We start from the raw sequence: 20,062 nt of genomic DNA, 5'->3' as shown, positions 1-20,062 counted from the left end.
CGGACGCGTGGCCGTCACCCCCCTCGCCCGAACCGCAACGGCAGCAGATCTGGGCGAGGTCGCAGCCCTCTACCGATCGCTGGAGACCGAGATGGGAGCGCTGCGCCCGGTGTGGCCCTTGGTTGACGGCCTGACCGAGCCGGTCGAGGACGCCCTGGGCGCCATGCTCTCCGCTCCCGAGTGGCAGGTCCTGGTGGGACTGCTCAACGGGGCGATAGTCGGCTTCCTGGCGGGGCGGGACGAACCCTTGCTCCCTCGGTCCGGTGGTGGGCTGATCGGTGCCGTGCGCCTCCTGTTCACCCATCCCGACGCTCGCGAGGTCGGGGTGGGTGAGGCCCTGCTCTCTCGTTATCTCGAAGAGGCGCGGCGTCGTGGCATCCGCCGTTTCGATGCACACGTGTCGCCGGGACATCGTCCCGCCAAGAACTTCCTGGAGGCCAATGGATTCAAGGCCAGGTCGATCGTCATGTACAGGGAGGAGGACGGTTGAGCGACCGGTCCGGGATGGCCGGGGAGGTTGCCGAGCTGCTGCAGGCCCTGATCCGCAACGCCTGCGTCAACGACGGCGCGCCGGATTCGGGCTTCGAGGCGAGAAACGCGGCGACGATCGGTGAGTACCTGGGTGAGGCCGGCGAGCGCTTCGAGCCCCATCCCGGGAGGGTCAGCCTCCTCTACCGAGTACCGGGGGGAACCCCAGGAAGCCCGTCGCTGATGCTGATGGGGCACACCGATGTGGTTCCGGTCTCGCCGGAAGGCTGGTCGGTGGATCCGTTCGCCGGAGAGAGGCGCCACGGGTTCATCTGGGGACGAGGCGCAATCGACATGCTGGACCAGACGGCAGCCATGGCGGTCGTCTTCAAGAGGGTGCTCACGGGTGAGTTGAGGCTCCCGGGCGACGTGGCCTTCCTGGCGGTCGCCGACGAAGAGGCCGGCGGAAGGCTGGGCGCCAGGGCACTTGTGGAGGATCACTGGCCGCTGGTGGCCTCGGATTTCCTCTTGACCGAGATCGCCACACCTGCCCTCGAAGGTCGCAGCGGCCGCGCCATCCCGGTCACGGTCGCCGAGAAGGGCCCGCAGTGGAGACGCCTCCGGGCGTCGGGCACGCCGGGGCATGGCAGCCAGCCATACGGGACCCGCAACGCAGTCACCGACCTGGCGGAGGCGGCCGCCCACCTTGCGGCCACTCCCGCCCCGGTTGCGATCACACCCGAGTGGCGCCGCTTCGTCGAGACCTGGGATCCGGGTGACGATCTGATGGTGCGCCTGCTCGACCCCGATCGCGTCGACGGGCTCATCGACGAGATTGCCGTCGAAGATCCAGGCATGGCGCGTTGGATACACGCCTGTACCCACCTCACGGTGAGCCCGAATCTCTTCCACGGCGGGACGAAGGCCAACGTTGTCGCCGACCGGGCGGAGCTCGATGTCGACGTGCGGGCGCTCCCCGGACAGGATCAGGCCGACGTCCACGATCACTTCCGCAAGGCGATCGGCCCCGGCTTCGAAGAACTCGAGTATCAGGTGATGGAGGCCACTTCGGCCGGAGGCTCGATGCCGGAGGGGCCACTGTGGGAGGCCATTACCGCAGCGCTGGGCGATCTGGCCCCTGATTCCCGGCCGGTTCCGACCATGATTCCGGTGGGTACCGACGCTCGATTCTTCAGGCCCAAGGGGACGGTCGCCTACGGCGTCGGGCTCTTCGATCGACGGTTGGCGTTCGGGGAGTTTCTGGCCATGTTCCACGGTCACGACGAGCGGGTGTCGGAGGAGTCCCTGGGCCTCACCGCAGCCCTCTACCGACGCGTGCTGGAGCGCTTCGGCACGGCCGTGTGACCCGTGTGGATCACCAGACCGCGCACCGGCTTTGGCCGGAAGCGTGACCCCTTGGGCGGCAGCAACATGCCCGCCTCGGCGACGGCGAGGACACGATCGGCCCCGATCCGAGGAAGCAGGAGTGCGGCATCGTCGGGTTCCAGGGAGTGCCGCGTGCCGAGCGTCGTCGAGAAGTGGGCGACGTCCTCTTCGGTGACTCCAAGGAGTGGGTAGAGCAGGCGAGCGGCAACTGCGATCTCGACCTCCCGAAGTGGGCCGTCGATGGTCGCCAGGGCCTCGCTCCGAGGTCGAAGCAACAGCGCCGGCCGGTTCGGACGGATCCATACCAGGGCGCCTCTCCGAGGAATCGCTGCACGCTGCTCGGTCACCTCGAAGAGGTCCGTGGCTGCGGCGGGAAGGTCACCGACCCCGGGCAGAAGGCGCTGGAACGACTCTGCTCTGAGACCGCGACCCCCCTCGCCGACGACGAGCACCATGGCCCGCGCCCGGGGGCCCAGGTGGGCGAGAAGCGATCGCCGTCGGTGGTGCCCGTCGACGAGCACAGGCCTGCGCAACGGCACGCCGCCCTGTGGCACCTCGACCGGAGTCAGACGGTGGAGCAGCCGACCGTACACCACGCTGGACTCGGGTCCGCTCTCAGGGAGGTCGGGCAGTCGGTGGCGAGTGATGGCGAGCAGCGGGCGAATCTCCAATGTGGGCGGCGGTGTGACCGGTTGGTGCGCCAGGGTCTCCTCGTGGGGGACGAGCGAGCCGACGGCGACCACCCCGATCAATCCCTGGTAGACGCGCCCCGTTGGGGCATCGATGGAGTACCGGTAGAGGCGGGAACGCTCCTCGGCACGGTACGGTGACAGGCGATGAAGGGCTCGATCTGCCTCCGGTGCGTCGCGGACCGCCCTTCCCCAAGCGGCGGCATCGGATCGGGTCACCGGCCCGGCCGCATCCAGCACCAATCCGGGGAATGGAGACAGCATTGTCCAATGGTCTAGCCGGAGCGAGGCCGCCGGGCAATGTGATCCTCGATGTGGACGGGTGCCTGACGATCGACGGGCAGGCGATCCCCGGCGCCGGCGAGGCGGTGGGTGCCGTGTTGATGTCGGGAGCGAGAATGACGATCGCCACCAACAACTCGACGCGGACTGCCGAGGCCCTCGCCTCGGAGTTGGGAGCACTCCTCGGAGTCGACATTTCACCCACTGCCGTGGTGACCTCGGCCGTCGCCGCCGTCGGCCTGCTGTCCCGGGCGGACGATCCGGTGCTCGTGGTGGGGGAGGAGGGCGTGCGCTCAGCCATCGCGGCAGCAGGTTTCGCGGAGACCGTCGATCCGGAGGCGGCGCGCTCGGTGGTGGTCGGGCTCGACCGCTCGTTCGACTACGACGTCCTGTCCGCAGCCAACCGGGCCGTGCGAAGAGGCGCCCGGCTGGTGGCATGCAACGACGACGCCACCCTTCCCACCGGCGGCGGGCCGGTTCCCGGGTCGGGATCCCTGCTGGCGGCCGTCGAGCGCGCCTCAGGAGCCACTGCCACCGTGGCGGGCAAGCCGTATCGGGCGATGGTGGAGGCGGTGTCGGCGCGCCTGGGGCCGGGACCCACCTGGGTGGTGGGCGACCGCGGGGAGACCGATGTGGCGTTCGCCCGGGCCGCAGGCTGGAAGGCGGTTCTGGTGCTCACCGGAGTGACGCGACACCCTGACGACCTCAGACCCGAGCATCGCCCGGACATGGTCATCCCGTCGATCGCCGACCTGCCTGCCCTGCTCTAGTCGATGGCAACCGTGCCAACCCGGGTCAGGAGACTCCTTCGGAGGAGCAGCGCCGCGAGCACGCCGAATGCGAAGCCGGCGACGTGGGCCTCCCAGGCGATGCCCGACTCCTCGCCTGCGAGGAGGAACTGGCTGAGGAACCAGAGGCCCAGGAACGTCACCGCCGGGATCGCCACCACATAGAAGAAGACGAGGGTGAGGACGCGGTGGCGCGGGAAGAGGACGAGGTACGCACCCATCACTCCGGCTATCGCCCCCGATGCTCCGACCAGGGGCACCGTGGTGTCCGGATTGGCGACGACGAAACCGACGGTTGCGGCTATCCCCGACGCCAGGTAGAAGGCGCCGTAGCCGAGATGTCCGAAGGCTTCCTCCACGTTGTTGCCGAATATCCAGAGGCTCCACATGTTGAATGCGATGTGCGCCAGCCCGGCGTGGAGGAACATCGAGACCAGGACCGCCAGGTGGACCTGCTTTTCGGGAAACGGCTGGACGTCGAGAGCCCGCTTCACGCAGAGGTCCCCGCGGATCTCGGCGAAGTCCAGCGGCTCGCCCGTCGTGATCTCACAGGCGATGGCGGCGTTGCGGTAGGCGAACTCGTCGGCGGCGGGTGACTCCTGCGGCTGGATGAGGAAGAAGACGATGACGTTGGCGGCGACAACCGCCAGGGTGACCAGAGGGCGAATGCGGGTCGGGTTCACGTCCCGGATCGGGAACAAGCCGCCATCCTGTCGCTCGAGGAGTGGATAATGCCGGTCATGGATGATAAGCCCGTGGACGCGTTGGTCTCGGAACTGGAAGAGTGCGACCCGGCGGAAGCCCCGGCCCTCGCCGACGACATCGCCGACGCCCTGGGAGCCGCCCTCTCCGTGGGAGACGAGGTTGCCGACCCGCCTCAGGCTTGACGCCGAGCTGGTCCGAAGAGGGCTCGCCACCACTCGATCCGAGGCGCGACGCCTCATCGCCGACGGCGCAGTGGACCTGTCCGGATTCCGGGCGCCGAAGGCGGCGACGATGGTCGACGAGAACTCACCGATCCGTCTTGCTCCCGGGCGTACCTGGGCGAGCAGGGCGGGTGGAAAGCTGGAGGCGGCCATTGATTCCTTCGAGGTCGAAGTCGAGGCGAGGCGGGTGCTCGACGTGGGTGCCTCGACAGGCGGATTTACCGACGTGCTGCTGGCCCGCGGAGCGGCCCGGGTTGTCGCAGTGGACGTCGGCCGGGATCAGATGGTGCGCCGCCTCCGTTCGGACTCTCGCGTGACCGTCGTCGACGGCACCAACTTCCGGACGGCCGACGTGCAGGCACTCGGAGCGCCGTTCGACCTCATCACCGCCGACGTCTCGTTCATCTCGCTCACCCTGCTGGCATCGAACCTGGCGGCCGCCGGCAGGGAGGGGACCGACTACGTTGTGCTGGTGAAGCCCCAATTCGAGGTGGGACCGAAACGACTGCGCCGCGGCGGCATGGTTCGTGATCCGGAACTCCACGCCGAGGCCGTGGGTGCTGTCGCCAAGAGCTTCGCCACGGCCGGTCTGGGCCCTCGGGGGGTGATCGCCTCGCCGGTGGTGGGTGCCGGAGGCAACCTGGAGTTCCTGCTCCACGCCATCCGTGGGGGTGAGGATCGGCACCTCGAGTGGCCGCCGGTGTCCTCATGAGACTGCTCCTGGTGGCGCATCCATCACGGGACTCCTCGGCCGTCGTGGCCGGCCGGCTCGCCGCCGAGGCGCTGAGACTTGGTCTCCGGGTCGCGGCATCTCCCGACGACGCGTCAAGGATCGAGGGCGTGGAATCCTGGGTCGTCGAGCCGCCGGGCCCCCAGGATGTGGTGGTGGCGGTCGGTGGCGACGGAACGGTCCTGCAGGCTGCGCACTTGGGCCTGAGCATCGGGGCCCCCGTGGTCGGGATCAACGCCGGGACCGTCGGCTTTCTCGCCGAGGTGGATCCCTCCCAGATTCCCGAGGCTCTCGACGCCCTGGTCTCGGGGCGCTTCCGGGAGTCGTCCCGGATGACCCTGGAGGTCGAGATGCCCGATGGAAGTCTGGCGGTCGGCCTCAACGATGTCGTTGTGGAGAAGGCGGTGAGCCGCCAGGTGGTGTCGATCGGTGTCTCGGTCGCCGGCGAACGGCTGGTGGAGTACCGCACCGACGCCGTGATAGTCGCCACGCCTACCGGTTCCACCGCATACACCTTCTCGGCCGGCGGCCCGCTGGTGGATCCCGAGATGGATGCCTTGATTCTGACCGCGGTGGCGCCCCACAATCTGTTCGGAAGGGCGATCGTCTTCGATCCGACGGCCGAGCTCGAGGTGACGGTGACCACCGAGAGGGCGGCCCGCGTCAACATCGACGGTCACACGCTCGGTGATCTGGGTGTGGGAGAGGGCATCAAGGTCAGGTCCGGCCCGGGGAGGGTCCGACTGCTCCGTCTGGCGCCGACCAACTTCGCCCGCACCGTCAAGGAGAAGTTTCACCTCCACGATGCTTGAAGAACTCTACGTCGAGAACCTGGGGATCATCCGCTCGGCCCGTATCGAGCCCGGTCCTGGACTGGTCGCCATCACCGGCGAGACGGGTGCCGGGAAGACCTTGCTGCTCGGTGCGTTGCGCCTGCTGCGCGGCGACACCGCCCGAACCGACCGGATCGGCCCCCACGGTCGAGAGGCCCGCGCCGAGGGCCGCTTCACCATCGGCGAGCACGAGGTGGTCGTGGCACGACGCATGGCAGACGGCCGATCGCGCGCCTACGTCGACGGCGACATGGTCCCCGCTCGAGTCCTGGCGGACCGCCTCGACGCCCTGGTCGAGATCGTTTCCCAACACGAGCACCTCGCCCTGGGTCGGGAGGCCTCGGTGCGTCGCCTGGTGGATGGCATGCTCGACAGAGCCGGGGTCGAGACATGGGAGGCATACCGCCTCGCCTGGGGGGAGCTGACCCGGCTCCGCGAGGAGAGGACGGCTCTGGGAGACGGCGGTGAAGGGCTCGAGCACGAGATCGTCACCCTGCAGGACCAGGTGGCAGAGATCGAACGAGCCGGTATCGAGCCTGGTGAGGACGAGGCACTGCGCGGGCACCTGGCCCGGCTTCGCTCATCCGGGGAGATCGCGGCGGCTCTCGACGCCACCACGGCCGCCCTGGATACCGAGGGCGGCGCCGCCGACGCCCTTCGCGCCGCGGCCCGTCACCTCGCTGCCGCTACCCGGCTGGATGCGGATCTGACTGGGCTCGCCGAGAGGCTCGATGGGGTGATCGTCGAGGTGGAGGACGCCCTCGTCGATCTGCACCGTCGCGTGGCAGCTATCGATCACGACCCACGATCTCTCGAAGCCGCCGAAGAACGGCTGGCCCTTCTCGGTGACCTGAAACGCAAGTACGCGACGACGGTGGACGGGCTCATCGAGGCCGGCCGTGTCGCCGCCGCACGCGTGGAGGCGCTGACCGATCTCCTGGAGAGGAGCCGCCGTTCCGATGAGTCGATCGGGCTCCGGGAGCGGGAGTGCGAGGAACTCGGGGAGGCGTTGGCCGCGGCGCGACGCGCTGCCGGCAAGGATCTCGGCGAGACGGCGACCGATCACCTGCGCCGTCTGGGCCTCACCGATCCGGTGCTCGAGGTCCTGGTCGAGCCGGCGGCGCCGGGGCCACATGGTGCAGACAGGGTGCGCCTCCTGTTCGCATCGGACTCTGGGTTGCAGCCGGCACCCGTGTCGCGTGTCGCCTCGGGCGGCGAGTTGAGCAGGCTGGTACTGGCGGTTCGAGTTGCCGCCGGGGTCGCCGACGCCGACGTGGTCGCCTTCGACGAGATCGACGCCGGTGTCGGCGGCGCCACCGCATTGGCCATGGCCGAGCTTCTGGCCCGGCTTTCCATGGGCCGGCAGGTGCTGGTGGTCACCCATCTCCCCCAGGTGGCGGCGTTCGCCGATGCTCATTTCGCCGTGGAGAGGAGTGGCGCCGAGGCCACGGTACGCGCCGTCGAAGGCGAGGAACGGCGCGGCGAGATCTCGAGGATGCTCAGCGGATTGGGGGATTCAGAAGCGGGGAGGGACCATGCATCCGAACTCCTGGCCCTGGCCGCCGAGAGAAGGGAGCGGCGATGACCGGTCGAGTGCTACCCTCATCTTCCCGAGGGACATGACCAAGTACGTCTTCGTCACTGGCGGTGTTGTGAGCAGCCTCGGGAAGGGCATCACGGCGGCCTCCCTGGGCCGCCTGCTTCGTTCCCGGGGCCTACGGGTCGTCAATCAGAAGCTCGACCCGTACATCAATGTCGATCCGGGGACGATGAACCCGTTCCAACACGGTGAGGTCTTCGTCACCGACGACGGAGGTGAGACCGACCTGGATCTCGGCCACTACGAACGCTTCACGGGCCGAAACCTGATGCGCGACTCGAACGTCACCACCGGGGCCGTGTACCAGGCGGTGATCAACAAGGAACGCCGTGGCGACTATCTCGGGGACACCGTCCAGGTCATTCCCCACATCACCAACGAGATCAAGGACCGGATCAAGCGGCTCGGACAGAGGACCGAGGTCGACGTGGTGATCACGGAGATCGGGGGCACCGTCGGCGACATCGAGATCCTTCCGTTTCTCGAAGCCATCCGCCAACTGCGCAACGAGGTCGGCCACGACTCGGCCGTCTTCATCCATCTGACCCTCACGCCGTACATCGCCCCCTCGGAGGAGATGAAGACCAAGCCCACGCAGCACAGCGTCGCCGAGCTGCGCAGCCGGGGCATCCAGCCCGACGCAATCGTGGTGCGCTCCAACCGCCCGGTCGAAGAGGCCGAGCGGCGCAAGATCAGCCTCTTCTGCGACGTTCCCCTCTCGGCAGTGATCAACGCCCCGGACGCCGCCAACATCTACGAGATTCCCCTGGTGCTCCACCAAGGGGGGCTCGACGCCGTCGTGTGCCGCAAGCTCGGCCTGGAGACCCCGGAGCCCGACCTGGAGGAGTGGCGCCGGATGGTGGAGCGAATGGATCGGGCCTCCGAGAGCGTCACCGTGGCCCTCGTGGGCAAGTACGTCGACCTGCCAGATGCCTATCTGTCGGTGGTCGAGGCACTGCGTCACGGAGCCCTCGCCGCCGACGTCACCCTCGACCTGCGCTGGGTGGCGAGCGATGACCTCGAGGGCCTCCTCGGATCGGGAAGCCTCGACGGAGTCGACGCAGTGCTCGTCCCCGGTGGTTTCGGCGTGCGCGGCATCGAGGGCAAGATCCTGGCGGTTCGCCATGCCCGGGAGGCGTCGATACCGTTCCTGGGGCTCTGCCTCGGGCTGCAGTGTGCCGTGATCGAGTTCGCCCGATCCCGCCTGGGGCTGCTCGAGGCCAACTCCTCGGAGTTCGAGCCGATGACGCCCCACCCGGTGATCGACCTCCTGCACTCACAGCGAGACGTCGAGGACAAGGGTGGAACAATGCGCCTCGGCCTCTATCCGGCCCGGCTGGCCGAAGACTCCATCTCCCGCACCCTCTACGGGGAGGCCGTCGTGTACGAGCGGCACCGACATCGATACGAGGTGAACAACCGCTATCGCGACGACCTCGAGGCTGCCGGCCTCCGGCTGGCGGGAGTCTCGCCCGACGACCAGCTGGTGGAGGTGATCGAACTCCCGGATCACCCGTACTTCGTCGCCACCCAGTTCCACCCCGAGTTCCGTTCCAGACCGGACGCGCCGCACCCGCTCTTCGCCGGGTTCATGGCGGCGGCGGCGGCGTACAGGCGATCGCGGTCTCGGACAGGGGTGGCGACACCCGCGCCGGATCGGGCGTGATGGCGGCGCCGCAGGCGGCGCTCGCCGATCTCGTCGAGACATTTCTCGGCGCCCTCCGTGCCGAGCGTGGCCTGGCGGCCGCAACCATCACCGCATACCGAAGGGACCTGGCTCGCTACCTGGAGCATCTCGAAGGGCGAGAACCGACCCCGGAGCGCGTGTCCTCCTTCGTGGCGGCCCAGCACGCGGCGGGGCTGTCGCCGGCCACGGTGGCGCGTCGGGTTGCGGCGATACGCGGCTTCCACCGGTTTCTCCTCACCGAGGGGTTGCGGAGCGCCGACCCCACCAGGCTGCTCGACTCCCCGCGGCGTCGTCCGGCCCTTCCCAAGGCTCTGGAGATCGACCAGATCCTTCGCCTGCTCGAGACACCCGACCCGGCCACACCGCGCGGGCGTCGCGATCGGGCACTGCTCGAGTTCCTCTATGCGACGGCAGCCCGGGTTGCCGAGACGGTCGCCCTCGACGAGCTGGATCTCGACCTCGAAGCGGCCACGGTCCTGCTCACCGGGAAGGGCGACCGTCAGCGCATCGTGCCCCTCGGTGCCGAGGCGCAGAGGAGCATCGGCGCCTGGCTTCCCGACCGATCACGGCTCCGAACCGGGCGATCCGGACGAGCCGTGTTCCTCAACATGCGGGGGGGCCGGATCACGAGGCAGGGCGTGTGGGAGGTGGTACGGGCAGCCGGTGCTCGTGCCGGCCTGAGACCGGGCTCCGTGTCCCCACACGTCTTCAGGCACAGCGCGGCCACACACATGGTCGAGGGGGGTGCCGACCTGAGAGTCGTCCAGGAAATGCTGGGGCACGCTAGCATCTCGACCACGCAGATCTACACGCGGGTGTCACCACGACATCTGCTCGAGGTGTATCGCACCACACACCCGCGAGGCTGAGGTACCGATGACCGCCATCAACGAGAGCGCACGTCAACGCCTGTCCGAGGACCGACTCCAGCTGATCCATCAGTTGGAGGAACTCGGCGCCAACGAGGGCGGAGACCTGCGCGACGACGTCGATTTCGGAGAGGGCTTCGCCGATGCCGCGGCGGCGACCGCCGAGCGGACGGAGGTCCTCGGCCTGATCGAGTCGCTTCGCCAGTCGGTTGAGGAGATCGACCGCGCCCTCAAACGGATCGAGGACGGTTCCTACGGGACCTGCATCGCTTGCGGCAAGCCGATCTCGGCCGCCCGGCTCGAGCATCGACCCGAGTCGATCCACTGTGTGGATTGCAAGGCCGCCAAGGGCACGTGACGGCACCGACCCGGGGACGTTGAGTGCTCGCCGACAGCGAGTTCCTCGACGCGATCCTCTTCATCGCAATTCTCATACCATCGGTGATCCTCCACGAGGTGGCCCACGGCTTTGTCGCCCATCGACTTGGTGACCCCACCGCACGACGCGCAGGACGGCTGACCCTCAACCCGATCCGCCACGTGGACCCGGTGGGGTCGCTTCTGGTGCCGGGAATGCTCGCCCTCTCCGGGCAGAACGTGTTCGGTTGGGCCAAACCGGTCCCCGTCGACCCGGGGCACTTCGAGAACCCGACCCGGGGCATGGCCCTCACTGCCCTGGCCGGTCCGGCCACCAATCTGGGTCTGGTGCTCGTGGTGGGAGCACTGGGGCCGTTTCGTCAGGTGGGGGACTCGGTGGCCTACACCGCTGCCGGGACGATGCCGCGCCTCCTGTTCGGCCTGGTCGTGGTCAACGCCGCCCTTGCGGTCTTCAACCTGCTTCCGATACCGCCTCTGGACGGCAGTCGGCTGTTGCCGCTCGTCCTCAACGATTCGGGGAAGCGGCTGTACGCCAGGGCGGCTCCCTACGGGTTCTTCGCCCTCCTCGCCCTGGTTCTTGTGTTCGACGAAGCACTGGGCTTCCTCGGGGTCTGGATCCGTCGCGTCGTGTTGCTGGCGATATGAAACGCCCGGGACCGCTGCCTCACCTGATCCGACGCTTCTTCGGATCGCTAGGTGCGCGGCGACCTTCTCCGGCCGACCAGTTGTTCGTGGCCGACCATCTGCAGGGTGCGGCATTGGGACTCTTCGAAGAACAGCAGGTCGTCGATCAGGCTCATGCGCTTCGCTGCGCCGTCCGCGTGGCCACCATGAGACCCGACCGTGAGGACCTGATCCAGGCGGCTCTCCTCCACGACGTCGGCAAGCGCCATTCTCGGCTCGGTGTGATGGCGAGGGTGGTGGCCTCGCTTCTGGTCCGTATGCGCCTGCCGGTCACCACGCGCATGCAGGCGTACCTCGATCACGGGCGGCTCGGTGCCATCGAGCTGGCCGATCTGGGGCTCCCTGAGGTCGTCGCCGCCTTCGCCGGACACGACTCCGACCGGCCTCCACCCGGCGTCCATCCCGACGACTGGGCGCTCCTGCTCGCCGCCGACCTGGAATGATGTCGGGACCGCGGCGCCCGGGCAATACCATGTCCTCGTGATGGAGTACGAGGTCAAGACACCGGTGTTCGAGGGTCCGTTGGACCTGCTCCTACAACTGATCACCGCACACCGCCTCGATGTCATGGACCTGAGCCTGTCCGACCTCGTGTCCGAGTACCTGGCCCACCTCGACCTGCTCCAGTCCTTCGATCTCGAGGTGACCTCCGAGTTTCTGGTGGTGGCGGCCACGCTCATCCAGCTCAAGGCAAGGAGCCTCCTCCCCGGAGACACCGAGATCGATCTGGACGAAGACCTGCTGCTGGCTGAGGAGCGCGACAGGCTGCTCGGGCGCCTCCTGGCCAACCTCACATTCAAGGATGTGGCGGCGGTGTTCGCCCATCGCATGGAGTCGACGTCTCTCATGCTCGGGCGAGACGTGGGGCTCGATCCGGGGGTGGACCCACCCCCCGCCGAGATCCGGATCGGCGCCACCGCACTCGAACTCGCCCGCCTCCTCAGCACCCTCGCCGCTCGCTCATCCCAAGAGCCCGACCTCGACCATCTCGACCTCGACCTGCCGTCGGTGACCCTGGCGATCTCCGACCTGCGCAGGCGTCTCGACGCGGCCATCGAGACCGATTTCGACCGGATCACCGCCCACCTCGACCGACCCATGGAGCTGATCGCCTACTTCCTGGCCCTGCTCGAGTTGGCGCGTTGGGGCCTGGTGGAGGCCCGTCAGGAAGACCACACCGGGCCGATCCTGCTCAGACGCACCGACCGGCAGCCCGATGTCGTATTGAGCGAATGGGATCACTCCTGATGGACACGGTTGCCGCCATCGAGGCGATCCTGTTCGTGTCCGACTCACCCGTGCCTTCGGCGGAGCTCTCCCAGGTGCTGGAGGCTCCTCCCGATGATGTGCAGCAGGCTCTGGACACGCTCGGGGAGCGGCTCTCCAGGAGCGGCAGTGGCCTCGTCTTGCGCCAGGTCGCGGGGGGGTGGAGGCTGTACACCCGTCCCGACCTGCGTCCCCACCTGGAGCGTTTCGCCGCCGGCCCCACCGCCACCCGCCTCTCCCGGGCAGCACTGGAGACGCTGGCGGTAGTCGCATATCGCCAGCCGGTGTCGCGGGGACAGGTCGCCGAGATCAGGGGAGTCGACTCCGAACAGTCGCTGCGGACGCTGGAGGCGCGTGGCCTGATCGAGGTGATCGGAACGGCGCCCGGCTCGGGTCAGGCGCTCCTCTATGGAACCGCTGCCCTCTTCCTCGAGAAGATGGGGCTGGCCTCCCTCGGTGATCTCCCGCCGCTCGCCGACCACGTGCCGCCTGCCGAGGTGGTCGCCGCCCTGGAGCGCCCCTTCCGCCCGGAGGAATCATCGAACGACTCCAGAAGCTGATCGCCCACTCGGGTATCGCATCGCGCCGTACCTCCGAAGACCTCATCCGGGAAGGTCGGGTCACGGTCGATGGCGCCCCGGCACACCTCGGCCAGAAGATCGATCCCGAGACCGCCCGGGTCGAGGTGGATGGCGTTGCCCTCCCCGTGAAGCCGGGCCTGGTCTACTACCTGGTGTACAAGCCGGTGGGGGTGGTGAGCACCGCCGACGATCCACAGCGCCGTCCGACGGTGGTCGACCTGGTGCCTGCCGGGACGAGGGTGTACCCGGTGGGCCGCCTAGACCTCGAGTCGGAGGGACTGATGATTCTCACCAACGACGGCGAACTGACCGAGCTGATCACCCATCCGCGGTTCGGGATCACCAAGACCTACATCGCCAAGGTGGCCGGGCACCCGGGAAGGGACGTCCTCGCCGGTCTCATGGATGGCGTCGAGCTCGACGACGGCCTGGCGCGGGCGCAGGAGGTTCGGCTGGTCGATCGGTCGCGAGATCGCAGCCTGGTCGAAGTGGTGATGGGGGAGGGCCGCAAACGCGAGGTTCGTCGAATGTTCGCCTCACTGGGACATGAAGTCGTGGGACTGGTCAGGGTTGCGATCGGCCCGCTGCGCGACCCGACGCTCGCTCCGGGCTCCTGGCGCCCACTCTCGATGGACGAGGTCCGCCAGCTGTATGCGGCGGGCGGGCGGCAATGACCGTCACCGTCGTCGTCGGTCCTCGGCGGCCGGTTGGCGCCACGGTCGAGGTCCCGGGTGACAAGTCGCTCTCGCACCGGGCTCTGATCCTGTCGGCCATGGCCACCGGCGTCTCCCGATTGGCGAGGCTGGCCCCGGGCCGGGACGTGGCGGCCACGATCCGGGCGCTCGAGATGCTTGGGGTGCGGATATCGGAGGACGGCATCCTCACGTCGCCGGGTGTTTCCGGCTGGTCCGCTCCCGGTTCTGACGTCGATGCCGAGAACTCGGCAACGACCGTTCGTCTCCTCGCAGGTGCATTGGCCGGCGGGAAGCTCGAGGCGGTGCTCACCGGAGATTCATCCGTCCGGCGGCGCCCGATGAGGGTGCTGGTCGAAGCGCTGGCGGAGCTCGGTGCCGACGTCTCCGCCGGCTCCCATGGACTCCCGCCGATCACGGTGCGGGGCCGCCGCCTGAGAGGAGCCCACATCGAGCTGCCGATCCCGTCGGCTCAGGTGCGAACAGCGGCGGCGCTGGCTGGGCTCCAGGCGACTGGCGAGACGACGATCCGCTCGCCGGCCGGTTTCCGGGACCACACCGAGCGTTGGCTCCACGCCCTCGGGCTGGGTGCCCCGCTCGGCGACGAGGGTTTCCGGGTGCTGCCGGGATCGGTGCCGCCACTCGATGTGGTGATACCCCGGGATCCCTCTTCCGCCGCATTCATGTGGACCGCAGCCGTCCTGAGCGGAGGTCGCGTCACGACGCCCGGGGTCTCGATGAACCCGGGCCGTGTCGGAATCCTGGAGGTGCTGTCGAAAATGGGGGTGGCGGTGACCGTTCAGCCCACCGGCGAGATCCTCGGCGATCCAGTAGGTGACGTCACCGTCGTCGGACCGGCGTCTCGAGCCACCGAGGTGACCGGGGACCTCTCGTGGCGAACGATCGACGAGCTGCCTCTGGTGGCCCTGGTGGCCGCGGTGACTCCGGGGGACACCGTGGTCGCCGATGCCGGCACATTGCGACACAAGGAGAGCGACCGGATCGAAGGCGTGGTGGCCATGGTTCGCGCCCTGGGTGGCACCGCCGAGGAGACGCCGGATGGCTTCATCGTGACCGGTGGCTCCCTCAAGCCCGGACGGGTGGACTCCAGGCAAGACCACCGGCTCGCCATGGCGGCAGCCGTCGCCGCTGCCGCAGCCGGTAGGGTCGAGATCCACGGGATGGAGGTGATGGCGGTCTCATGGCCGGGATTCATGAACGCACTCGACGACGCCTGGTCGTAGCCATCGACGGGCCCAGCGGTGTGGGAAAGACGACAGTGGCGCGCGGTGTGGCGGCCGCTCTCGGGATACCCCACCTCGACACGGGGGCCTACTACCGCCTGGCGACCCTGCTCACCCTGGAAGCCGGCCGGGACCCGGCAGCCGCCGACGACGTCTTGTTGAGCCTCGCCCACGCCGCGGTGGACTTCGCCGACGGCCTGCTCGTGGTGAACGGCACCCCGATCGGAGGGCGACTGCGCTCCGGCGAAGTCACCGACGCGGTGAGCATCGTCGCCGCCCATCCAAGCGTCCGGGAGCGGGTCGTTCAGATGCAGCGCGAGTGGGTGGCAGACCACGGCGGCTCGGCGGTGGTCGAGGGTCGGGACATCGGCACCGCCGTGTTCCCCGACGCCCCGGTCAAGGTGTTCCTCACCGCCGATGTCGCCACCAGGGCCATGCGCCGCTCCCGCGACCCCGAGTCGGGCGGTGCCGATCTCGGCGATCTCGCCGCCAAGATGTCGCTGCGGGACCATCTCGACTCGTCGCGAGAGACCTCTCCGCTTCGCCCCGCCGGGGACGCCGTGATCGTCGACACCACCCACCTGGCCGCCTCCCAGGTGGTTGCCACCATCCTCGACCTTGTCGGAGCGGTCTAGGCGCCCAACATCTCGAGCGCCCTGGTCGCGTTCCACGCTCGATCGTCCTCGAGAGGGCCGGGCCGGCCGGGATGGCGAGCGGTGACGCCGAACTCGACCGCCGCCTGCAGCGCACTCACGAAGGCCCTCAGCTGAGGCGGGGGAGGGAAGTACTCGTCCTCCGGTGTGACGGTGAGTGTCTCCACACCATGCTCGGGAGCGACTGCGGCGATCACCGCCCGAACGGCACCGTCCGGCGCCGAGGCACCGGCGGTGACCCCGACCGTCGTCACACCCCGAAGCCACGCCGGATCGATCACATCGGGCGCCTCGACGCGATACGCCGGAACGCCGCGAGTGCGTGCCACCCGAACCAGCGCCTGGGTGTTCGACGAGTTCTCGGAGCCGACCACCAGCACCAGCTCGCACCGGTCCGCCAACGCCAGCACTGCCTCCTGGCGATTGGTGGTGGCGTAGCAGAGGTCGGAGCGGCGAGCGGTCCACAGCTCCGGATAGCGGCTCCTGGCGGAGTCGAGCACCGACTGCCACTCGTGTAGACCGAGGGTCGTCTGGGCGAGGAGCGCGACCCGCGACGGATCCCTGGCTTCGAACTCTCCCAGGCCCCGTTCGGGATCGATCAACGTGACCGCCCCGGGCGCAACCGCCACGGTGCCGATCGCCTCGTCGTGCCCTTCGTGCCCTACATAGACGATGTCGAAACCGTCGGTGGCGCGGCGGCGCACCTCGTGATGAACCTTGGTAACCAACGGACAGACGGCATCGACCAGAACCGCCGACCGGGCCCCTGCCGTCGCCACGACGTCGGGGCCAGAACCATGAGCCGAGAGCATCACCGGGGCACCCTCGGGGACCTCGTCGATCGACTCGACGAATCGAACGCCTGCCCGCTCGAAGACACCGACCACTGCCACGTTGTGGACGATCTCGTGGTAGCAGTACACCGGTGGCTCAAAGATGCCCACCATCCACGTGAGCGCCTTGATCGCCATCTCGACGCCGGCGCAGAAGCCCCGCGGCTCGGCCAGGAGCACCTTTTCCACCATGACCGAATCGTAGGTGAGGCCCGGAGCCAGGACGCATCCCTATCCTGCGGTCATGCCCCCTCGCAACGCGACTCCCGTCGTGGCCGTCGTCGGCCGGCCCAACGTGGGCAAGTCGACCCTGGTCAACCGAGTCCTCGGGCGTCGGGCCGCCGTCGTCGAGGCGCGACCCGGAGTGACGCGTGACCGTCGCGAGTTCGACGCCGAGTGGGCCGGGACGCGCTTCATCCTGGTCGACACCGGAGGTTGGGAGGCGGCAGATCACCATCTCTCGCCCGACATCCGCGCCCAGGCCGAAGCCGCGGTGTCTGCGGCCGACGTGGTGCTCGTTGTCGCCGACGCCACCACTGACGCCACCGAGGACGACGAGGCGGTGGCCCGGATCGTGCAACGGTCGCAGGTCCCGGCGCTGCTGGTGGCCAACAAATCCGACGGGGAACGGGTGGATCGGGAGGCGGGGGGCCTCTGGAAGCTCGGCCTGGGGGAGCCGGTGCCGATCAGTGCACTCCATGGCCGGAATGTGGGTGACCTGCTGGACCGACTCGTGGCCCTGCTGCCCGAGGCAAGACCAGAACCCGTGGGGGAGAGTCCGCCGACGCTGGCCATCGTGGGCCGCCCCAACGTCGGCAAGTCCACGCTGCTCAATCGGCTGGTCGGCCGGCCCCGAGTGTTGGTGAGCTCCGTGCCGGGAACCACCCGTGACCCGGTGGACACCATGGTCGAGATCGGAGGGAGACCCTATCGCCTCGTGGACACCGCCGGCATCCGGCGTGCCGCCAAGGTGGACGAGCCAACCGAGTTCTACTCGGTGATCAGGGCGCGCGAGGTGCTCGACGATGCCGACGTGGTGCTGCTCGTCGTCGACGGAGTCGAAGGGGTGACCCACCAGGAGCAGCGACTCGCCGAGGAGATCGTCGAGTCGGGAGCAGGCCTGGTGGTGCTGCTCAACAAGTGGGATGCCACCGACACCGAGCAGAAGGAACGCACCACGGTCGATGCCGCCGACCGTCTCGCCTTCGTCGGTTGGGCTCCACTACTGCGGATCTCGGCCCTCTCCGGCGCCCGTCTCCATCGCCTCGGGGGTGCCATCGAGGAGGTGCTCGCCAACCGCCGAATCCGGATCCCGACGCCCGAGCTCAACCGCCTCATCGAGGCGCTCCAGGAGGCGCATCCGCCTCCGACACGAGGGGGCCGCCGGGGACGGATCATGTACGCCGTTCAAGCCGACATCGAACCACCTACGATCGTCCTCTTCACACGGGGCGGCGAGATCGGTCCTGACTATCTGCGCTTCCTGGAAGGCCGCCTGCGCTCCGAGTACGGCTTCGTCGGCACGCCGATACGCTTGGTGGCCCGTAGACGACGGCCGAGGGAGAAGGCGTGAGCCAGCAGGAACGGTTTCGCAGAGCCGCCGAGCGCGCCCGGCTCGGAGGACCGGAGCGGCACCGTTCCCGCCTCGCCGACCAGGGGAAGCTCCCCACCCGGGAACGGGTAGCCCTGCTGTGTGATCCGGATTCCTTCGTAGAGGACGGCCTGCTGGCCAACATCTCCGGCGACGAGGGACTCGGCGCCGACGGCGTGGTCACCGGCCGCGCCACGGTCGATGGCCGACCCGTCGTGGTGGTGGCCAACGATCCCACGGTGAAGGCCGGCTCCTGGGGAGCGCGCACCGTGGAGAAGATCATCAGGGTGCTGGAAGCGGCGTATCAGGAGCGGCTCCCGGTGTTCTACCTCATCGACTCCGGCGGGGCCAGGATCACCGATCAGGTCGACCTGTTTCCGGGGCGCAGGGGAGCGGGGCGAATCTTCCACAGCCAGGTCCGGCTCTCCGGAAGGGTCCCCCAGATCTGCTGCCTCTTCGGGCCCTCGGCAGCGGGTGGTGCCTACATCCCGGCGTTCTGTGACGTTGTCGTCATGGTCGAGGGCAACGCCTCGATGTACCTGGGATCGCCCCGCATGGCCGAGATGGTGGTGGGGGAGCACACAACGCTCGAAGAGATGGGGGGAGCGCGAATGCACTGCACGACCAGCGGCTGCGGCGACGCCCTGGTCGGAAGCGACGCCGAGGCCATCTCCTGGGCGCGCGCCTACTTCTCCTACATGCCCGCCGACTTCGCCACGGAGCCGCCCCTGTACGACTTCGAGGACCCCGAGGGCATCGAACCGTCCGGAGTCGTGCCCGAGGATCCCAAGCAGGGATACGACATGGTGCAACTGCTGCGGGCAGTCTTCGACGACGGATCCCTCCTGCAGATCAAGGAGCTGTTCGCGCCCGAGGTGATCACGACCCTGGCCCGTCTCGGGGGGCGGCCGATGGGGATCGTGGCCTCGCAACCCCAGCACCTCGGCGGAGTGCTCTTCGTCGACTCCGCCGACAAGGCGGCACGGTTCATCTGGCTGTGCGATGCCTTCAACATCCCTCTCATCTTCTTCGCCGACGTGCCCGGGTTCATGATCGGCTCGGAGGTGGAGCGGCAGGGGATCATCCGGGCAGGCGCAAAGATGCTCACCGCCATCGCCGAAGCAACCGTGCCCCGGATCTCGGTGATCGTGCGCAAGGCCTACGGGGCCGGCCTTTACGCCTTCTCCGGGCCCGGATTCCTCCCCGACGCCACGCTCGCCCTGCCGACGGCCGAGATCGCCGTCATGGGACCGGAACCGGCCGTGAACGCCGTGTTCTACAACGCCATCCAGCAGATCGACGACGACGCCGAACGAGCCGCTTTCGTCGCCGCTCGCCGGGCCGAGTACGAGATCGACGTCGACCTGATGCGTCTCGCCTCGGACCTGGTGATCGATGCCGTGGTAGAGGCGGCCGATCTCCGAGAGGAACTGTTGAAGAGGCTGGCGTACGCCTCCAATCGGGATCGCGGATTCTCAGAGCGGCGTCACGGGGTGCCTCCGGTGTGAACGACGGCCAAGAAGCAACTCCGTGGGGGTTTCGGATCCTGGTCGCCGCGGCCGCCCTGTACCTGGCGCTCCGAGCCGTGCAGGGTCTCGCCTGGGTGATCGACCGGCTCCGGTAGGATTCCGACCCACGGGCTGTGGCGCAGCTTGGTTAGCGCGCTTGACTGGGGGTCAAGAGGTCGCCGGTTCAAATCCGGCCAGCCCGACGAGGCCGCACCCGGCCCCAAGAGGGTCGGGTGGCCTCGGCCCCTAACCGGGCCCGAAACCCACCCTCCCACGCCCTCGCTTCGCTCGGACCACACCACCAGGTCGCCGGTTCAAATCCGGCCAGCCCGACGAGGCCGCACCCGGCCCCAAGAGGGTCGGGTGGCCTCAGC

Annotated in this window: 22 protein-coding genes and 1 tRNA gene; 20 read left to right on the top strand and 3 right to left on the bottom strand. The window is 68.6% G+C overall.

Annotated elements, in window-relative coordinates; translation table 11 throughout:
* The first annotated feature begins 7 nt into the window (after positions 1-7).
* Together QY307_01190 and QY307_01185 are read left to right on the top strand one after the other, a co-directional pair.
* Positions 8-490, top strand: coding sequence for a GNAT family N-acetyltransferase (locus tag QY307_01190; GenBank protein WKZ82896.1), 483 nt, complete (start codon positions 8-10; stop codon positions 488-490).
* Positions 487-1,833 (top strand): M20/M25/M40 family metallo-hydrolase, encoded by a 1,347-nt coding sequence (locus QY307_01185; protein ID WKZ82895.1) that lies wholly within the window; start codon positions 487-489, stop codon positions 1,831-1,833. The genes QY307_01190 and QY307_01185 overlap by 4 nt, the downstream gene beginning before the upstream one ends.
* Here QY307_01185 and QY307_01180 read toward each other — a convergent pair.
* Positions 1,794-2,807, bottom strand: coding sequence for a hypothetical protein (locus QY307_01180; GenBank protein WKZ82894.1), 1,014 nt, complete (start codon positions 2,805-2,807; stop codon positions 1,794-1,796). The genes QY307_01185 and QY307_01180 overlap by 40 nt on opposite strands.
* On the opposite strand from QY307_01180, the gene QY307_01175 reads away from it, so the two are divergent.
* Positions 2,795-3,595 carry an HAD-IIA family hydrolase gene (locus QY307_01175; protein WKZ82893.1) on the top strand — a complete coding sequence of 267 codons (801 nt, stop codon included), beginning with the start codon at positions 2,795-2,797 and terminating at the stop codon, positions 3,593-3,595. The genes QY307_01180 and QY307_01175 overlap by 13 nt on opposite strands.
* On the opposite strand, the gene QY307_01170 is transcribed toward QY307_01175, so the two are convergent.
* Positions 3,592-4,314 (bottom strand): rhomboid family intramembrane serine protease, encoded by a 723-nt coding sequence (locus QY307_01170; GenBank protein WKZ82892.1) that lies wholly within the window; start codon positions 4,312-4,314, stop codon positions 3,592-3,594. The genes QY307_01175 and QY307_01170 overlap by 4 nt on opposite strands.
* 39 nt (positions 4,315-4,353) lie before the next feature.
* Between QY307_01170 and QY307_01165 the strand changes: the two genes are divergently transcribed.
* The 14 genes from QY307_01165 (at position 4,354) to cmk (ending at position 15,738) form a co-directional block, all read left to right on the top strand.
* Positions 4,354-4,500, top strand: coding sequence for a hypothetical protein (locus QY307_01165; GenBank protein ID WKZ82891.1), 147 nt, complete (start codon positions 4,354-4,356; stop codon positions 4,498-4,500).
* On the top strand, positions 4,478-5,251 hold the full coding sequence (locus tag QY307_01160) for a TlyA family RNA methyltransferase (GenBank protein WKZ82890.1): 774 nt from the start codon (positions 4,478-4,480) through the stop codon (positions 5,249-5,251). Before QY307_01165 ends, QY307_01160 begins: the two co-directional genes overlap by 23 nt.
* Positions 5,248-6,081 carry an NAD(+)/NADH kinase gene (locus QY307_01155; GenBank protein WKZ82889.1) on the top strand — a complete coding sequence of 278 codons (834 nt, stop codon included), beginning with the start codon at positions 5,248-5,250 and terminating at the stop codon, positions 6,079-6,081. The genes QY307_01160 and QY307_01155 overlap by 4 nt, the downstream gene beginning before the upstream one ends.
* Positions 6,074-7,687 (top strand): AAA family ATPase, encoded by a 1,614-nt coding sequence (locus QY307_01150; protein WKZ82888.1) that lies wholly within the window; start codon positions 6,074-6,076, stop codon positions 7,685-7,687. Before QY307_01155 ends, QY307_01150 begins: the two co-directional genes overlap by 8 nt.
* A gap of 34 nt (positions 7,688-7,721) precedes the next feature.
* Positions 7,722-9,368: a CTP synthase gene (locus QY307_01145; GenBank protein WKZ82887.1), complete on the top strand. Its 1,647-nt coding sequence runs from the start codon at positions 7,722-7,724 to the stop codon at positions 9,366-9,368.
* A complete protein-coding gene (locus QY307_01140; GenBank protein ID WKZ82886.1) occupies positions 9,368-10,258 on the top strand; it encodes a site-specific tyrosine recombinase XerD in 891 nt (296 codons plus the stop codon). Before QY307_01145 ends, QY307_01140 begins: the two co-directional genes overlap by 1 nt.
* 7 nt (positions 10,259-10,265) lie before the next feature.
* The gene (locus tag QY307_01135; GenBank protein WKZ82885.1) at positions 10,266-10,616 is read left to right on the top strand and encodes a TraR/DksA C4-type zinc finger protein; all 351 of its coding nucleotides are present in this window, start codon (positions 10,266-10,268) and stop codon (positions 10,614-10,616) included.
* Between the two features lie 23 nt (positions 10,617-10,639).
* Positions 10,640-11,281, top strand: coding sequence for a site-2 protease family protein (locus tag QY307_01130; GenBank protein ID WKZ82884.1), 642 nt, complete (start codon positions 10,640-10,642; stop codon positions 11,279-11,281).
* 86 nt (positions 11,282-11,367) lie between these two features.
* Positions 11,368-11,763 (top strand): hypothetical protein, encoded by a 396-nt coding sequence (locus QY307_01125; GenBank protein WKZ82883.1) that lies wholly within the window; start codon positions 11,368-11,370, stop codon positions 11,761-11,763.
* Between the two features lie 40 nt (positions 11,764-11,803).
* Positions 11,804-12,568 carry a ScpA family protein gene (locus tag QY307_01120; protein WKZ82882.1) on the top strand — a complete coding sequence of 255 codons (765 nt, stop codon included), beginning with the start codon at positions 11,804-11,806 and terminating at the stop codon, positions 12,566-12,568.
* The gene (gene scpB / locus QY307_01115; GenBank protein WKZ82881.1) at positions 12,553-13,146 is read left to right on the top strand and encodes an SMC-Scp complex subunit ScpB; all 594 of its coding nucleotides are present in this window, start codon (positions 12,553-12,555) and stop codon (positions 13,144-13,146) included. Before QY307_01120 ends, scpB begins: the two co-directional genes overlap by 16 nt.
* 125 nt (positions 13,147-13,271) lie before the next feature.
* Entirely contained in the window at positions 13,272-13,841 is a 570-nt protein-coding gene (locus QY307_01110; GenBank protein ID WKZ82880.1) for a pseudouridine synthase, read from the top strand.
* Entirely contained in the window at positions 13,838-15,103 is a 1,266-nt protein-coding gene (gene aroA / locus QY307_01105; protein WKZ82879.1) for a 3-phosphoshikimate 1-carboxyvinyltransferase, read from the top strand. The genes QY307_01110 and aroA overlap by 4 nt, the downstream gene beginning before the upstream one ends.
* The gene (gene cmk, locus QY307_01100) at positions 15,061-15,738 is read left to right on the top strand and encodes a (d)CMP kinase (GenBank protein WKZ82878.1); all 678 of its coding nucleotides are present in this window, start codon (positions 15,061-15,063) and stop codon (positions 15,736-15,738) included. Before aroA ends, cmk begins: the two co-directional genes overlap by 43 nt.
* Here cmk and ispH read toward each other — a convergent pair.
* Positions 15,735-16,781, bottom strand: coding sequence for a 4-hydroxy-3-methylbut-2-enyl diphosphate reductase (ispH, locus tag QY307_01095; GenBank protein WKZ82877.1), 1,047 nt, complete (start codon positions 16,779-16,781; stop codon positions 15,735-15,737). The two genes, cmk and ispH, sit on opposite strands and share 4 nt — an antisense overlap.
* A 52-nt stretch (positions 16,782-16,833) precedes the next feature.
* Here ispH and der point away from each other — a divergent pair, with 52 nt between their 5' ends.
* From der to QY307_01080, 3 genes are all read left to right on the top strand, one after another.
* Complete coding sequence (gene der, locus QY307_01090) at positions 16,834-18,162, top strand: ribosome biogenesis GTPase Der (GenBank protein ID WKZ82876.1); 1,329 nt, start codon at positions 16,834-16,836, stop codon at positions 18,160-18,162.
* Positions 18,159-19,688 carry an acyl-CoA carboxylase subunit beta gene (locus tag QY307_01085; GenBank protein WKZ82875.1) on the top strand — a complete coding sequence of 510 codons (1,530 nt, stop codon included), beginning with the start codon at positions 18,159-18,161 and terminating at the stop codon, positions 19,686-19,688. The genes der and QY307_01085 overlap by 4 nt, the downstream gene beginning before the upstream one ends.
* A 128-nt stretch (positions 19,689-19,816) precedes the next feature.
* Positions 19,817-19,891, top strand: a tRNA-Pro gene (locus QY307_01080).
* Positions 19,892-20,062 lie beyond the last annotated feature (171 nt).

The sequence above is a fragment of the Acidimicrobiia bacterium genome, assembly GCA_030584185.1.
In the GTDB taxonomy this organism is placed as follows: Bacteria; Actinomycetota; Acidimicrobiia; order Spongiisociales; family UBA11373.
This window is presented reverse-complemented; position numbering and strand designations above follow the sequence as displayed.